Source organism: Nocardia sp. NPDC057668, from assembly GCF_042799795.1.
GTDB lineage: Bacteria > Actinomycetota > Actinomycetes > Mycobacteriales > Mycobacteriaceae > Nocardia.
Genome location: NZ_JBHVIC010000001.1, coordinates 538797 through 553593, shown reverse-complemented (window position 1 = coordinate 553593; position 14797 = coordinate 538797). Strand labels below are relative to the sequence as shown.

Below are 14797 nucleotides of genomic sequence, written 5' to 3'. Positions count from 1 at the left end.
CACCCTGCCGCACAGAAGGTTCCGCTGGTCGTTGGTCCAGCGGTTTTGCTTTGCTCGAAAATGCACCGTCAGCGTTGTGATACAGGGCCAGGGGGTTGCTGTGCAGCCGTTCGAACTTCCCGATTTCTACATGCCGTATCCGGCCAGGCTCAATCCGCATCTCGAACAGGCCCGGGCGCATACCCGGGGGTGGGCCGCGCGCATGGGGTTCTTCGAACCGCAGCTCGGGCATCACATCTGGGACGAGACCGACCTGGAGCGGCACGACTACGGGTTGCTCTGCGCGTACACCCATCCCGACTGCGACAGTCCGGAACTGGATCTGATCACCGACTGGTACGTCTGGGTCTTCTACTTCGACGATCACTTCCTCGAACTGTTCAAGAAGACCGGCGACACCCGCGGGGCCCGGGACTATCTGGAACGCCTGCGCGCCTTCATGCCGCTGGACAGCGTCGAGATGCCCGAGCCGACCAATCCGGTGGAGCAGGGCCTGGCCGATCTGTGGCCGCGCACGGTGCCGAGCATGTCCCTGGACTGGCGGCGGCGCTTCGCCGGCACCACGCAGGCGCTGCTCGAGGAATCGCGATGGGAGCTGGCCAACATCACCGAGGGCCGCATCGCCAACCCCATCGAGTACATCGAGATGCGGCGCAAGGTCGGCGGGGCGCCGTGGTCGGCGAATCTGGTGGAACACGCGGTGGCGGCGGAGGTTCCGGCCGAGTTGGCGTACACCCGGCCGCTGCGCGTGCTGTGCGACACCTTCGCCGACGGGGTGCACCTGCGCAACGACATCTTCTCCTACGAGCGCGAGGTGCGTTCCGAGGGCGAGAACGCCAACGGAATTCTGGTGGTCGAACGCTTCCTGGGCTGTGCGACCCAGGCCGCGGCGGAGATCGTCAACGATCTGCTGACCTCGCGCGTGCAGCAGTTCGAATACACCGCGCTCACCGAATTGCCGCTGCTGTTCGCCGAATACGGGGCGACGCCGCGGGCCCAGCTCGCGGTGGCGGCGTACGCCAAGGGGTTGCAGGACTGGCAGGCCGGCGGGCACGAATGGCATCTGCGGTCCAGCCGCTACATGAACAAGTCGAGCACTCGCACGAGTTCGACCGCCGCCCTGCCGACGACGCTCATACCGAACGGAATCGGGATATCCGCGCTGCGGCTCACCCCGGGCAGCCTGGGCCTGGGGCCGCGCGTCAAGAGCTTCGCCCACGCGCCCGAACCGGTCGGCCCGACGCCGCTGCCGGAGATCTACATGCCCTTCACCCTGCGGCTCAATCCGCGGGTCGACGCCGCCCGCGAACACATCGTCGACTGGGCGCGCGGCATGGGCATGCTCGAACCCGCGCCCGGGGTCGAGGTGAACATCTGGTCCGAGCGCGATCTGCGCGACTTCGACTTCCCGCTCTGCGCGGCGGGATTGGATCCGGACGCCACCGGCGACGAACTCGACCTGTCGAGCGGGTGGCTGACCTGGGGCACCTACGTCGACGACTATTATCCGGCCGTCTTCTTCCCGGCCAAGAACGTGGTCGCGGCGAAGGCGCAGGGGTTGCGGCTGGCGGAGTTCATGCCGATCGAGGGGGCGGCGGCGGAACTGCCCGGCAATCCCCTCGAGGCCGGGCTGGCCGATCTGTGGGCGCGCACCACCGCGCCCATGGACGGCGCGCAGAAACAGGAATTCCGCAGGGCCATCCAGAGTTTCCTGACCGCGTGCGAGTGGGAGGTGCTCAATCACACCCTGCACCGCATCCCCGATCCCATCGACTACGTGGAGATGCGCCGCGACACCTTCGGCTCGGATCTGACCAAGTCGCTCTCGCGGCTCACACACGGCAATCTCGTTCCGCCGCAGATCTACCGGACCCAGACGCTGTCGAATCTGGAGAACACCGCGGCCGACTACGCGGTGCTGCTCAACGACCTGTTCTCGTATCAGAAGGAAACCGAGTTCGAGGGCGACTTCCACAACGGGGTGCGGGTCATCCGCAATTTCCTGGGCTGCGACCGGGATCGAGCCGTGACCGTGGTCAACGATCTGATGACCGCGCGCATGGAACAGTTCGAGCGGGTGGTGAGCGTGGAGCTGCCCACCCTCTACGAGGAGTACGAGCTCGAGCCCGACGTGCGCCGGGTGCTCGACCGGCGGGCCCGGGAGCTGCAGGACTGGCTGGCCGGAATCCTGCACTGGCACTTGGAATGCCGGCGCTACGGCGAAGAACATCTGATCGCGCGGTACCGGCCCGCCCCGCCGGCGCCCGCGGTCCCGGTGACCCCGGGCTTCACCCGGCCGTCCGGGCTGGGCACCACGGCCTACCGGTTCGGCGCGGCGCGGTCCGTACACAGCTGACGCACGACCGGTGGCGGGCGGCTCGAACCGGGCCGCCCGGCACCGAGTATTGCCCGGGGACCCGCTGGGCGGTCGCTACCCTGGAGGATCCAGGGGAGAAGGGTGGGGAAATCAGGTGAATACCGGAGCCGTATCGGTGGCCTTGCCGATCGCGCTGGCCGTGATCATGTTCGGGCTGGGGCTGTCACTGACCATCGAGGATTTCGCGCGGGTCGCGCGGCATCCGAAGGTGGTCGCCATCGCGCTGGTGTGCCAGGTGCTGGTGTTGCCGGCGCTGGCGTTCGGTCTGATCCTGGCCTTCGATCTGCCGCCGCTGCTGGCGGTGGGCATGATGTTGCTGGCGGCCTCGCCCGGTGGGGCGTCGGCGAATCTGTTCAGCCATCTGTTCCGCGGTGACGTGGCGCTCAATGTCTCGCTGACGGCGGTCAATTCGGTGATCTCGGTGATCACCATCCCGCTGCTGGTGAACTTCGCCATCGACTATTTCGAACCCGTCGACGACACCGGCGCGGTCGGGCTGCAATTCGGCAAGGTGGTGCAGGTCTTCGCGATCGTCCTGGTGCCGGTGGTGCTCGGCATGATCCTGCGGCGGGTGGCTTCGGGTTTCGCCGATCGGATGGACAGGCCGGTGCGAATCGCCTCGGTGGTCCTGCTCGCGCTGGTCGTGGTGGTCGGCGTGAGCGCCGAACGCTCGGACGCGGCGGGCTATCTGCGCCAGGTCGGCGCGATCACGGCGCTGTTCTGCCTGCTGAGTTTGACGATCGGATATTTCGTGCCGCGCCGCCTGGGCATCGGGCGGCGGCAGGCCATCGCGTGCTCGATGGAGATCGGCATCCACAACAGCGCCATCTCCATCACCATCGCGATCAGTGTCCTGGACAGCACCCAGATCGCCGTTCCGGCAGCGGTTTACGCCATTCTCATGACGCCCATGGCGGCGGCGGTCGGCTGGCTGCTGACCAGGCCGCGGCACCCGCGCCACGACGCGGCGGATCTGCAACCGGCCGAATCCTGACGCGGAGCGGATGTCGCGGGCGATGCCGCCCGGTGCTCACGGCCGCGGGCCGGCCAGCCGGGTCGGTTGCAGACGGCCGCGCAGGGTCACCGATTCACCGAGTTCCCAATGCTTCTGCTCGTCGAGGTCGGCGGCGTTCACGGTGTTCTCCGAGGCCAGTACGCGCGCGTCATAGGATTTGGCGAGTTCGCACAGGCGCGCGGCCTCGTTGACCGCGTCACCGATGACGGTGAATTCGTAGCGGCGGTGCGCGCCGACATTGCCGGCCACCACGCGCCCGGCCGCGACCCCGATCGCGGCGTCGAATTCGCGTGCGGCGCCGGTCAATCGGGAGCGGATGGCGCGGGCCGCGGACAGGGCCGCGGCGGCCGGATCGGCCAGCGGCGCGGGGGTGCCGAACACCGCGAGCGCTGCGTCGCCCTCGAACTTGTTCACCAGACCGCCCGCGTGCTCGACCTCGTCGACCACGATGGCGAAGAACTCGTTGAGGATGGTGACGATCTCGGGGGCCGGGCGCGAGGCGGCCATGGTGGTGGAGCCGATGATGTCGATGAAGAGCGCGGCGGCGTAGCACTCCTCGCCGCCGAGTTCCTGATTGCGCTCGAGGGCCGCCGCGGCGACATCGTGGCCGACGTGCCGGCCGAACAGATCCCGGATCTGCTCGCGTTCGCGCAGGCCCTGCACCATGCGGTTGAAACCGCTTTGCAGCTCGCCCAATTCGGTGCCGTCGTAGACGGTGACGGCGGCGTCGAGATCGCCGTTCTCGACCCGGCGCAGCGCGTTGCGCACGCCGCGGATCGGGGCGACGGTGGCCGCGAGCGTCTGGGCCATGAGCATGCCGCCGAACACCAGGGTCGCCCCGCCCAGGGACAGCACGCAGACAGCGAGCCGCGCGGTGCTGATGTCCATGCCGCACAGCGCGAGGATCGCCACCACCATGAGCAGTGCGACCGGGATACCCGAACCCAGCACCCACACCAGCGCCGAACGCCCGAACACCCCGACGCCGCGAGCCTGCCGGGACGGAGTCGCGTCGAGCACCCGGGCGGTCACCGCGCGCAGCGCGAACTCCGCGACCAGATAGCTGTTGGCGCACACCACGATCGCGCTGAACCCGATGCCGAGCAGGAGCTTGGGCACGAAGGCCGGATCCATGACCCCGTACAGCGGCGTCAGCACCGCCATACCGCCGATCCACAGCGCGGCCTGCTGGAAGGCCAGCCGGCGCGGCACCCGGGCGGCGGCCCGGCGTTCCTTCTCGTCGGGCACGTGGTCGGGGTCGATCGCCCAGCGCAGGGTCCGCACGCCCCACACCGTGCCCCAGGTCGTGCCGATCACCAGCGCGAGCGCCGCGTACAGGGGGGTCGCCAGGAAGTTCAGCAGGATCAAATCGCGGCTGAAGACCGACGGGCCCGGCAGCACCGCCCCGATCAGGGCGATGGCCACCACGATCCCGACCAGGTTTCCCAGGATCAGCGGCACGGTCAGCAGCGTCTGCACGCGCACCCGCCGCGACAGCGCGCCCTCGTTCGCCGGCCCGAGCAACCGCGAACCCCACGGTGCCGATCCCAGCGCCTTGCGCTCCCCGCCGCCCTCGACCATGCGGCCAGCCTAGGGGAAACGCGGGCGCGGTGATCGACTCCCGACCGGTTCACCGCGTGGAGAGAACGCCACGGGAGTCGGACACTCCGGACCGGCGGCGAGCCGGTCGGCCCGCATCGGTCGGCCGGGTCGCATCCGAGCGCGCCGCCGCGGGTAGGTGACGAGTCGACCGGGACAGCGCCCACGCAGCGACACCATTCGCGCTGCGCACGCGATTGTTCCGGGCTTCACCAGCCGGACCCCGCTGTCAGGCGGAGACTCTCCGCGGTGCTGTGGGATGCAAAGACTCGGCCGAGTCGGTCGTCGAGCCCGGGTATACCTGCGAGCGGGCTCGACCGTCCGGTGGCACGCCGTGACGCCGGAATCAATCGCGGATCACGCCCGGCACTGGCTCGAGTGCGGCGTACAGATTGTGCCGCGGTGCCGGATCCGAGTGATCGTGCGTCCGGGTCAGCCCTCGCGTCGCGTCGTGCGGACGTCGCGCTGGAGCACGACCTGGACGACCGCGTCGGTGCGGGCCAGGAGTTTGTGGGGGTCACCGGGTTCGATGTGGATGACGCTGCCGGGCTCGAGGACGTGGGAGGTCGTGCCGGCGGCGGTCGTGACGTCGAGGTCGATCACGCCGGAGACGCAGGTGATGAAGATCGGGCCGACTGCCCGGTGTTCGTCCAGGAGCTGGCCGGCGCGAAAGCTGATGCGCACCAGGGTGAGTCCGGTGCCGTGCAGCAGGCGCTGCGGGTTGGGGGTCGCGCCGTCGCGCGGCACCCAGGACGTGGTGTCGTGGACTATCGGGGCGGTGCTGGTCGTCACGCGTTCGGCTTTCTGGCGATGATGGAAATGGCGATGAGGGCGTCGCGATGGGTTTCGAAGGTGGCGCGCATGGCCAGCACGCGTTCGCGGGCGGGGCGGTCGCGCAGGATGTTGCGCACGATGCGGGCGGTGCCGAGCAGACCCTCGTCGGCGATCACTCGGCGCGGGCGCAGCAGGGCCATGGGCGCGAAATCGATGGTGTCGACGACGAATCCGGCCGCGGTGAGGGTGGCCGCCCATTCCGAAGCGGTCAGCGGCCGGGCGTTGACCTTGATCGAGCGGGACATCGCCTTGCGGATCTCGGTCTTGATCTCCTCGGGCAGATCGTCGGGGCGCAGCGCCAATTCGTGGATGGCGTAGCGTCCGCCGGGCCGAAGCACGCGGAACGCCTCGGCGATGATCTCGGCCTTGTGCTTGTCGGTCTGCATGGTCAGCATGGCCTCGCCGATGACCGCGTCGGCGGAATCGCCGGCCAGCCCCGTGGCGGCGGCGTCACCCGCGGTGATCTCGCCCCGTCCCCCGATGGCCGCGGTGGTGAGCGCGGCGGCGGCCGGATCGGCTTCCACGCCGCGATAGCTCGCGGGACCGTGCCCGAGAATGAGCGCGGCCGTCTTGCCCAGACCGGGCGCCAACTCGACCACCTCGGCCCCGCGCAGGGCCGCCGCGTCGAGCATGCGCTCGGTCATGGCCTTGCCGCCGGGGCGCAGGATGCGCTTGCCGAGCCGGGCCAGCAGCCAGTGTCCGGGGATGTGCGCGGAGTCGCGTTCGTCGAAGGGCAGGGGTGTGGTCATATCGCGGTGTTCCTACAATCAGTCGGATCGGTCATCGGTCGTGGCGTGAGAGGAGCGAAATGGCCACCGTGCCCCGGCAGCGGGATCGGGTCTTCGCCCTGGTGCGCGATTCGCTGCAACCGCTGGACGCGCCGGTCATCGCGCAGGCGCTGGGGATTCACATCACCACGGCGCGCTTTCACCTGAACTCGCTCATCGAGGCGGGCCTGGTCGAGGGCACCTGGTTGCCGTCGGAGACCGTGGGCCGCCCGCGCAAGGGGTACGTGGCGGTCGGGGCCGATCCGATCGCGCCGGTACTGGCCGCGCTGCTCGCCCAGCTGGGAGACACCCCGGCGGATCGGCGTGCGAAAGCCGCTGCGGCGGGCCGGGTCTGGGCGGACACCCTCACCGGCATCAGCGCGGACGACTCCGGTCTGCCCGATCCGGTCGGCGTGCTGTCCACGACGCTGACGCGGCTGGGTTTCCAGGTCTCCTCCGCCATCTCGAGTTTCGGCACGCACGAGATCGCGCTGTGCAACTGCCCGCTGCGGCGCATCGCGGCCGGGTCGCCGGAGATCGTGGTCGGTATTCAGCAGGGCATGATCGAACGGATTCTCGAGCGGCATTCGGCGGCGCTGGCCGCGCAGTACGAGGTCGACGTGCGGCCCGACGCGAGTGGCGACTGCGGCGTGACGCTGCGGCTCACCGTGCGGCCACCGCAGGGCGCGACCACCGCGGGTTGAGTTCACCGTCGCACACCTCTTTTCGATAGTCCGGCCGGTCCGGGGCCCCGGCTGCTTCGCGGCCGAGCTATTTAAATGAGTCTTGACCGTCGCCGTTAGGCTAGGCTAACTTAGCGCCTTCAACAGTATGTTTACCACGTCGCCGCGCTGTTAGGTGAATCACGCGAAAGGATAAATAGATGAAAAACCGCCGAAGTCTGGCCGGGGTGCTCGCCGTGCTCGCGGCCGTGCTCGCGGTCTTCGCGCCGACCGCGACCGCCGCACCCGAGGGCTTCCGGATCACGCGGGAGGTGCCGACGCTCGCCGATCTCGAGGAGCAGGTCCGGTTCCTGGTGGAGACCGCCGCCTCCGACGAGGCCAAGGCCGCCAATCTCGAAGGCGGGATGAACGCGGTCGTGGTTCCGCGCACGGTCTACAACCTCGGGCTGTTCCGCGCGCCCAAGGGCTGGAACGAGGTGACCGGACCCGAAACCCACAGCGGCGACGAGCACACCGCGATGCTGCACACCAATTCCGCGGGGCGGCCCGGGATCGTGATGAAGGTGACCTGGAAGCGCATCGACGGGGTGTGGAAGCTGGCGAACAGCTCGCTGTGCGAGGGCGTCAAAACCGTCGGGCTGCCCATTCCGTGCACGTTCTGATCCCGCCGCGATGATCGAGATCGAGGGCCTCACACTGCGTTACGGCGCGGCGACCGTGCTGGACGTTCCGGAGTTGACCGTCGCGGACGGGGCGGTGACGTATCTGCTCGGGCTCAACGGGACCGGCAAGACCTCGCTGCTGCGCTGCGTCTCGGGCGTTCTCGCGCCCGGCGCCGGGAGTATCCGGGTCGACGGCGCGCCGGTGCGCGCCGGGCACAGCACGCCGCCGAATCTCGGTGTGCACCTGGACTATCGGGCCTTCGATCCGCGCCATACCGCGCGCAGGCACCTGCGGTGGATCGCTCGCGCGCGGGGGATCGCCGGCAGCCGGGTCGCGGCGGTGCTGCGGCTGGTCGATCTGGAATCGGTGGCCGATCGCAGGCTCGGCCGGTACTCGCTGGGTATGTTGCAGCGCGTGGGCATCGCGGCCGCGCTGCTCGGCGAGCCGCGCACGCTCATCCTCGACGAACCGGTCAACGGGCTCGATATAGCGGGCATCCTGTGGTTGCGGGAGTTGCTGCGGCGCTTGGCCTCCGACGGGGTGTGCGTGCTGGTCACCAGTCATCTGCTGGACGAAGTCGAGCGCAACGCGGACGCGATCGTGGTGCTGGGACCGGGCCGGGTACTCGCCGCCGAACCGCTGGCGGCGTTGGTCGCGCCGGGGGTGCGGCTCGAAGACGCCTATCTGCGCCTGACCGGTCCGGTGGGGGCGTCGTGAGCGGCGCCGAGGTGGTGCAGCCCGCGCTGCGGGTGCGCTGGGGCCGTGCGATCGCCGCGGAGTGGACGCGCACGTCTGGGCGCGGGTTCCTCTGGAGCATCGCGGTGCCGCTCACGGTCGGGTTGCCGTTGCTGGTCACCTTCGCGATCGCGGCTGTGGCGGAACGATTCGCGCGGATTCCGGGGCAGTCGGCCATCACGTCGGTGAGCACCACCAACGCGGTGTACTGGGTGATCACCTTCGCGACCGCGATCATGATGGTGACCGCCGCCTACGCGCACGGCGTGCAGCGCCGCGGCGATGTCCGGGATCTGGAAGCGTTTCTGTTCCCGCGCGCCTGGGTGGCGGCGGCAGCGCGGTGGGTGTTCTACGGGAGCATCGCGGCGGTGTCGACGGTGGTGTTGCTGGTGATCGTGCTGGTCGCGCTGCCCCGGCTGTTTCCGCTCGTGTACGGGGAGGTGGATCTCACCGATGCCGCCGGGCTCCGATTCCTGTGGACGGTACCGATGTACGCGTTCGCCGCGTGCGGGATGGGCATCGCCGCGGGGGCGGTGATCCGGACTCCGTCGGCGGCGGTCGCGGTGCTGCTGTTCTGGGTGTACGTGGCCGAGAACTCGATCAGTCTGCTGCCGCACGGGTATACGGTGCAGGCGTACGCGCCGTTCCTCAACGCGGTGGCCGCCACCGGTCAGGAACTCGCCTTCCTGCCGCGGTTCGGGCGCAACGGGTCGCTGGTGTACTTCGTGGTGTTCACGGTGGCGGTGTTCGCGGTGGCGGTCGGCCCGTGGGCGCGGCCGGGACGTGTTCGGCGGCTACGCGCCGCATGGGCGGCGGGAGCGTAGCGGCCCGTCACCAGCCGCCGGCGAACAATGCGGTGAGACCGGCTACCGGGTCGCCGGCATTGGTCGTGTTCGCCACCGCCACGACGATCGCGGCCATCGCCGTCAGGATCGACAGCGCGCCGAACGCGGTCAGAACGCGCTTCGCGCGCGAATGCGCGGGCTGGGCGGCGGATTTACGCCACATCAGCACGCTCATGGCGAGCAGGTCGGCGGCTACCAGTGCGGCGGCGACGGCCACCACGACGTGATAGCGCGTGAAGTCGTCCAGCATGACATCCAGTGCGGCCGGGGCGCGTTCGCCCGAAGCGGCGGCCTCGGTCAATCGCTGCCGAACCTGGTCGAGAGATTCGGCGAGCGCGGGATCCGGGGAGCCGTCGATCAGGAAAGGTAGCAGCGAGGCGAAAGGCGCTATCGCGCCTTGGATATTGGCGATCACCAGCATCGCGGCGAACAACACCGGCGCGGTGGTGACGACTCCCGCCGCACCGAGTGCGAGTCTGCCGTTCGTGCTCGAGTCGTGTGTGCGAACGAACGCGCGCCACAGCAGCACCGTGAGCGAGATCAGCACGAACAGCAGCACGACCGCTATGACGGCCTTGCTCAGGTGATAGCGGAACCAGTAGTCGACGATGCGCTGCAGATCCGCCGGGAAGGCGGATTCCCCCGTGCGCCAGTAGGTATCGAAGGCCGTGCGAAACTCGCCGCGCAGCGCGTCCGCGTCGCCGAACGACGCCCCCTCGCGGGCGGCGAGCGCGCGGGGCGCGATCACGAAGGCGATACCCAGGACCACCGCGCCCGTGGCAAGCAGGCCGATCACGCGCCCGGGGAAGTTCGTCCGGACCGGCGGCGCCGGGGGAGCGGCCACGAACCACCTCCGCGTGATCGGGGAATGTGCCCGGCAGCCTACCGAATCCGGGCGTCGCGGGGTCGGAACGCGCTCGGCGGGGACCCCGTCTCGCGCTGGAACATGACCGAGAACGCCGCGGGGGTGTCGTAGCCGAGGTGTGCCGCGACGGCGGTCACGGTTTCGCCGGTGGCCACGGCGCGCAGGGCGTGCGCGACGCAGGCCCGCTGTCGCCACCGCTGGAAGGTCATGCCGGTTTCGGTGCGGAAGACCCGGTTGAATGATCTTGTGCTGATGCGCATTCGGAGCGCCCAGTCCTCGGGGGTGGATCGGATCGTGGGGGCGAGCTGGAACTGCTCGCACAGCCCGCGCAGTTCGGGTCCGATGGGCAACGGTAGTTCGAAGGGCAGCGGGGTCAGATTCCGCAGCTCGTACAGCAGGAGATCGGCCAGGCAGGCGTCGCGGCCGCGCCGGGCGTATTCGGCGGGCATGTCCACCGCGACCAGCAGCAGCTCGCGCAGCAGCGCGGACACCTCCACCACCTGACAGCGCGCCGGAAACCACGGCACCGCGGCGGGTTCCAGATACAGGCTGCGGGTGCTGACGCCCGCCATCAGCACCGCGTGCTCGACCTCGGGTGGAATCAAAGCGGCGCGCTGTGTCGGAACCGTCCAGCTCCCGTGCGCGGTGTCCACCCGCATGACCCCGGTCGCCGCGTACAGCACCTGTGCGCGGCGATGCCGGTGGGCGGGCAGGGGATGCGACACCGGATAGTCGGTGCCGATCGCCAGTACCGCCCGGTCGATCGAATCGACGTCGGCCACCGCGATGTTGCGCATGCCGATCACCCTAGGTGCGTGGCGGGTTCTCACGGTAAACGGTCCGAACATCGAATGTGCGCCCCCTGTTCCGCGTCATACGGTTCCCGGGTGCTGACATCGTTCCTGCTCCTGCTGTGCTGCGGCTGTCTGACCGGCGTGACGACCGTCCTGTTCGGGTTCGGTGGCGGCTTCGTGACCGTGCCCGTGGTCTACGCCTTCTCGGCCGCCACCGCCGGCGCCGATGCCATGCACGTGGCCGTGGCGACGTCCGCCGCCGTCATGATCGTCAACGCCGCGCTCGCGACGGTCGCCGCCGCCCGCACCGGCGATCTCCGCCCCGAGTTCCTGCATCCCCTGGCGCTTTTCATCGCCGTCGGCGCGGTGGCGGGGGCCGCGATCTCGACCGCGGTCCCCGACCGGGTTCTGCAACTCTTGTTCGCCGCCTACCTGCTGATCACCATCGCCGATATCGTGCTGCGCGCCGGGTTCATCACTACGCCGGATCGGCCGGGCACCCGGCCGATGCCGCTCCCACCCGTCAGCGGTGTCGGAATAGGCGCGGTCGCAGCACTTCTCGGCGTGGGCGGCAGCGTGATGACGGTCCCGCTGCTGCGCCGCGCCGGTCTGCCCATGTCCGAGGCGGTGGCGATGGCCAACCCGCTCGGTCTGCCGGTGGCCGTCACCGCGACCGTGGTCTATGCGCTGGCGACACCGGTAGCGGCGCCCGCCGGTAGCTACGGTCACGTCGACCTCGTGGCCGCCGCCGGGCTCCTGGCCGGGGCGTTGCCGACGATCGGCCTGCTGAAGAGGTCGCCGCCCGCGATTCCCGACCGCTTCCACGCGATCATCTACCCGGTCTTCCTCACCGTCGTCCTGGTTGGGATGATCACCGCCGCCTGCGCCGTGAATTCGTAGGGCCCGTGTGGAATTCGGGTCGAGGCTCGCGGTGGTGACCGCTCGAATCCGGAATTCGGAGCCGAACCGATGGGTCTCCCGAGTCGGCTGAATCGACGGGGGCGACGGAACGCGGGTGCTCCGAATGCTTGTCGGTGCCGATTCAGTCGGGCTGCGGTCGGGACTTTTCGAGTACGCGGACCGGTTCGTCGCCGGTCATCGTCGCGTCGGGACTCTGCGGTTGTCGGGGCCGGACCGCCGGTGTGATCCGCGCCGGTGGGCCTGCGGCACAATCTGATTCGTGAGCATGTGGGATTATCATCCGGGCGCGTTGTCCTGGGCCGACGTCGACCCGGCGACGCACGAATTCGATGCCGATGAGGCCGCCGGGGTGATCGGTGCGCTGCCGCCGCCGGACAGCGCGGATCCCGAGCGCTGGGTCGTGTCGGTTTCCGAAGCGGTGGGGGAGCGGTACGGGGTGTGGGCCTACGGGTGGGCCTGGGGGTGCGATGAGTCCGATTTCGGTGGCGGGCCGATCTCGGAGTGGTGCTGTCTGCGCCATTCGGTCGGTGAACCGGACGAGACGGTCGCACGGACCGTGCGGGCCCTCGTGGAATGGCGGGGCTGGCTCGAACGGTTGGCTAGGCGTTTCGGGGAGCTGGGGGTGCCCCCGGGATCGTCGGAGTCGCGAATCACGGTGTGGGAAGACGCGATTCCGCTGCTGGTGACCGAGGTCGTGGCACAGACCAACGCGGGTGACGCGTGGTACCGGCATGCGGCGCAGGTGCTGGGATGGTTCCTGGCGCGGGAAGGGGTTTCGCCGGACTTCGCCGACGCGCTGGTTCACTCGGCGATCGGCGGGCGTTTCCAGAGCTGGGTCGGACCGGACCAGGCGGTCGTGGCGGATGTCGCCGAGCGGGTGGCCGACGGGTTCTTCGAATCCGATGCGTGATGACCTGCGGTCCTGGCTCGCGGTGCGGGCGGCGGTGCCGTGGGGTGAGATCGGCAGGCGGGATGTGGGGCCGGTGGCGGGGCGACGCGACGGGGTCGTGTCGTACGTGAAAGCCTCGGGCTGGGACTCGGCGCGCGTCGAGCGGGTGTGCGCGGCGCTGGCCGCGGAGCGGTCCGATTCGGAGCTGACCTTCGAGCGGCTCGCGGAGTGGCATCGAATCGCTATGGGAGCGGGCGAGATCGAGCGATTCCGCGTGCTTCCCGCATTCGCCAAGGGTGGTCGCGAGCGGTATGGCGTCGACGCGACTACTGCCGGGGAGTTCGCGAATTGCCTGCGCGAGGGCGCCGAACCGGGGATGGCGCCGGCGGCGCGGGCCGCTCGGGTCTACCTGGATGTGTGTTTCTTTCATCCGTTTTCCGACGGCAACGGGCGTGCGGCGATGCTGGCGTTCGATCATGTGCTGGGGCGGGCCGGGGTAGTGCTCGATCAGGCCGGTCCGGTCTTCGCGGTGAGTCGGCGGGCTGATGACCCGGAGGGGGCTCGGGAACTGGTGCGGCTGGTCGATATTTTGATCGCTGCCACAGAATCTCGTGCGCGGTGATCGCGGTATTTGAATTGCCAATGTGCCTTAATAGCGCTGTATCACAATGGAATTGAGCTATTGAACCGCACTCGAGGCTCCCGACCGGTCCCCGCCGTGCGTCAGGACTCGGCGAGCCGCAGCCGTGCCACCACGGCCCGGTGGTCCGTCCCCGGGATCGTGTGAGAGTTGATCTCCAACGCATGCCCCCCGGCTATCAGAATCCGGTCTATTCCGATGAACGGTCCGAACGGCCGATCGGTGGGCCAGGTCGGCAGGGCGGCCACGCCGAGGAGTTCGGCCGCGTCGGCGTAGCGGCCGGTCAGCAGCGAGCGGTAGGGCGCGTGGTCCCAGGTCGCGTTGAAATCGCCGCCCACCAGAACGGGTCCGGACTGGGCTTCGAGGATTTCCGCGATCCGGGTCAGTTCCCGGTGCCAGACGTCGGCGTTCGAGAGCGGGGGAATCGGGTGGAGGGCGAAGACCGTGACCGGGCCGCGGTCGGGGTGGATCATGGTGGCGCGCAGGTTGTTCAGCCAGAAGCCGTCGAACTTCACGCCGTCCCGCAGTGGATAGCGGCTGAAGATGCCGGTGCCCTGGCCGCCGCCGGACGGCGCGGTGAAGCGGTGGGGGAACAGGTCGGCCAGGCCGGCCGCGTCCAGGCGGATCAGTAGGTCGGGGGTGAGTTCCTCGATGGTCAGGACTTCGGCCGAGTTGTCGCGGGCCGCGGTGACCACCGCTTCGGGTGAGCCGTGGCCGAGCATCAGATTCGACTGCATCACAACCACATCGGTGCCGGGTGGCGCGGAGCCGTCCGGCCACAGCATCGGCGCCTGCGACCACAGTGCGGCGGTCGTGACCACGACGGCCAGCGCCGTGCTCACCCACTGGCGCGTGATCGCGAACAGCAGCAGGGCCGGAATCGCGAACACCATCAGGTACGAGGCGAACGACGCCGCGAGGACCGCGGGCTCCCACGCCGTGGTGCTGTAGTGCAGGCCCACCCCGGCGCCCGCGGCGACCAGTCCCGTCCAGCCGGCGATCACTCCGACCCAGCCGAGCCACCCCCGCTTGCTCGGTCGTGCGATGCGCTCGGTGACCCGCTGATCCTTTGTCAGCTCATCGATACTCACAGAAAATCTCCCCTCCCCGTTGGCGCCGCCCACCCTACGCGACGCCGCGCACACCCTTCGTACCCCGTGAACGACACAG

Annotated in this window: 15 protein-coding genes; 9 read left to right on the top strand and 6 right to left on the bottom strand. The window is 69.4% G+C overall.

Annotated elements, in window-relative coordinates; all coding sequences use genetic code 11:
• The first annotated feature begins 100 nt into the window (after positions 1–100).
• Both ACFVBH_RS02600 and ACFVBH_RS02595 read left to right on the top strand, forming a co-directional pair.
• Positions 101–2356 (top strand): germacradienol/geosmin synthase, encoded by a 2256-nt coding sequence (locus ACFVBH_RS02600; RefSeq protein WP_378999090.1) that lies wholly within the window; start codon positions 101–103, stop codon positions 2354–2356.
• Positions 2357–2471: 115 nt separating this feature from the next.
• The gene (locus ACFVBH_RS02595; protein ID WP_354985482.1) at positions 2472–3371 is read left to right on the top strand and encodes a bile acid:sodium symporter family protein; all 900 of its coding nucleotides are present in this window, start codon (positions 2472–2474) and stop codon (positions 3369–3371) included.
• A 36-nt stretch (positions 3372–3407) separates the two neighbouring features.
• On the opposite strand, the gene ACFVBH_RS02590 is transcribed toward ACFVBH_RS02595, so the two are convergent.
• The 3 genes from ACFVBH_RS02590 to ACFVBH_RS02580 form a co-directional block, all read right to left on the bottom strand.
• Positions 3408–4973, bottom strand: coding sequence for an adenylate/guanylate cyclase domain-containing protein (locus tag ACFVBH_RS02590; protein ID WP_378999087.1), 1566 nt, complete (start codon positions 4971–4973; stop codon positions 3408–3410).
• Positions 4974–5423: 450 nt separating this feature from the next.
• A complete protein-coding gene (locus ACFVBH_RS02585) occupies positions 5424–5783 on the bottom strand; it encodes a cupin (RefSeq protein WP_354985484.1) in 360 nt (119 codons plus the stop codon).
• Positions 5780–6574 (bottom strand): class I SAM-dependent methyltransferase, encoded by a 795-nt coding sequence (locus ACFVBH_RS02580; protein WP_378999085.1) that lies wholly within the window; start codon positions 6572–6574, stop codon positions 5780–5782. Before ACFVBH_RS02580 ends, ACFVBH_RS02585 begins: the two co-directional genes overlap by 4 nt.
• A gap of 59 nt (positions 6575–6633) precedes the next feature.
• Between ACFVBH_RS02580 and ACFVBH_RS02575 the strand changes: the two genes are divergently transcribed.
• From ACFVBH_RS02575 to ACFVBH_RS02560, 4 genes are all read left to right on the top strand, one after another.
• Complete coding sequence (locus ACFVBH_RS02575; RefSeq protein ID WP_354985486.1) at positions 6634–7296, top strand: helix-turn-helix domain-containing protein; 663 nt, start codon at positions 6634–6636, stop codon at positions 7294–7296.
• 179 nt (positions 7297–7475) lie between these two features.
• The gene (locus ACFVBH_RS02570; protein WP_354985487.1) at positions 7476–7937 is read left to right on the top strand and encodes a hypothetical protein; all 462 of its coding nucleotides are present in this window, start codon (positions 7476–7478) and stop codon (positions 7935–7937) included.
• A gap of 10 nt (positions 7938–7947) precedes the next feature.
• Positions 7948–8655 (top strand): ABC transporter ATP-binding protein, encoded by a 708-nt coding sequence (locus ACFVBH_RS02565; protein ID WP_378999082.1) that lies wholly within the window; start codon positions 7948–7950, stop codon positions 8653–8655.
• Positions 8652–9497 carry an ABC transporter permease gene (locus ACFVBH_RS02560; RefSeq protein ID WP_378999080.1) on the top strand — a complete coding sequence of 282 codons (846 nt, stop codon included), beginning with the start codon at positions 8652–8654 and terminating at the stop codon, positions 9495–9497. The genes ACFVBH_RS02565 and ACFVBH_RS02560 overlap by 4 nt, the downstream gene beginning before the upstream one ends.
• A 7-nt stretch (positions 9498–9504) precedes the next feature.
• Here the strand turns inward: ACFVBH_RS02560 and ACFVBH_RS02555 are convergent, their stop codons facing one another.
• Together ACFVBH_RS02555 and ACFVBH_RS02550 are read right to left on the bottom strand one after the other, a co-directional pair.
• Positions 9505–10362, bottom strand: a complete 858-nt coding sequence (locus tag ACFVBH_RS02555; protein WP_378999078.1) for a hypothetical protein — start codon at positions 10360–10362, stop codon at positions 9505–9507.
• A 38-nt stretch (positions 10363–10400) separates the two neighbouring features.
• Complete coding sequence (locus ACFVBH_RS02550) at positions 10401–11180, bottom strand: AraC family transcriptional regulator (RefSeq protein ID WP_378999076.1); 780 nt, start codon at positions 11178–11180, stop codon at positions 10401–10403.
• Positions 11181–11234: 54 nt separating this feature from the next.
• Here ACFVBH_RS02550 and ACFVBH_RS02545 point away from each other — a divergent pair, with 54 nt between their 5' ends.
• The 3 genes from ACFVBH_RS02545 (at position 11235) to ACFVBH_RS02535 (ending at position 13609) form a co-directional block, all read left to right on the top strand.
• On the top strand, positions 11235–12077 hold the full coding sequence (locus ACFVBH_RS02545; RefSeq protein WP_378999074.1) for a sulfite exporter TauE/SafE family protein: 843 nt from the start codon (positions 11235–11237) through the stop codon (positions 12075–12077).
• A 280-nt stretch (positions 12078–12357) separates the two neighbouring features.
• Positions 12358–13008: a hypothetical protein gene (locus ACFVBH_RS02540; RefSeq protein ID WP_378999072.1), complete on the top strand. Its 651-nt coding sequence runs from the start codon at positions 12358–12360 to the stop codon at positions 13006–13008.
• Between the two features lie 97 nt (positions 13009–13105).
• Positions 13106–13609: a Fic family protein gene (locus ACFVBH_RS02535; RefSeq protein ID WP_378999070.1), complete on the top strand. Its 504-nt coding sequence runs from the start codon at positions 13106–13108 to the stop codon at positions 13607–13609.
• 101 nt (positions 13610–13710) lie between these two features.
• Here ACFVBH_RS02535 and ACFVBH_RS02530 read toward each other — a convergent pair whose 3' ends face one another.
• A complete protein-coding gene (locus tag ACFVBH_RS02530; RefSeq protein WP_378999068.1) occupies positions 13711–14718 on the bottom strand; it encodes an endonuclease/exonuclease/phosphatase family protein in 1008 nt (335 codons plus the stop codon).
• Positions 14719–14797: the final 79 nt, after the last annotated feature.

Bases quoted from the DNA above. Each gene is read 5' to 3' on its own strand.
- ACFVBH_RS02550 (WP_378999076.1), bottom strand. From the start codon at position 11,180: ATGCGCAACATCGCGGTGGCCGACGTCGATTCGATCGACCGGGCGGTA.
- ACFVBH_RS02545 (WP_378999074.1), top strand. From the start codon at position 11,235: ATGTGCGCCCCCTGTTCCGCGTCATACGGTTCCCGGGTGCTGACATCG.
- ACFVBH_RS02580 (WP_378999085.1), bottom strand. From the start codon at position 6,574: ATGACCACACCCCTGCCCTTCGACGAACGCGACTCCGCGCACATCCCC.
- ACFVBH_RS02575 (WP_354985486.1), top strand. From the start codon at position 6,634: ATGGCCACCGTGCCCCGGCAGCGGGATCGGGTCTTCGCCCTGGTGCGC.
- ACFVBH_RS02570 (WP_354985487.1), top strand. From the start codon at position 7,476: ATGAAAAACCGCCGAAGTCTGGCCGGGGTGCTCGCCGTGCTCGCGGCC.
- ACFVBH_RS02565 (WP_378999082.1), top strand. From the start codon at position 7,948: ATGATCGAGATCGAGGGCCTCACACTGCGTTACGGCGCGGCGACCGTG.
- ACFVBH_RS02590 (WP_378999087.1), bottom strand. From the start codon at position 4,973: ATGGTCGAGGGCGGCGGGGAGCGCAAGGCGCTGGGATCGGCACCGTGG.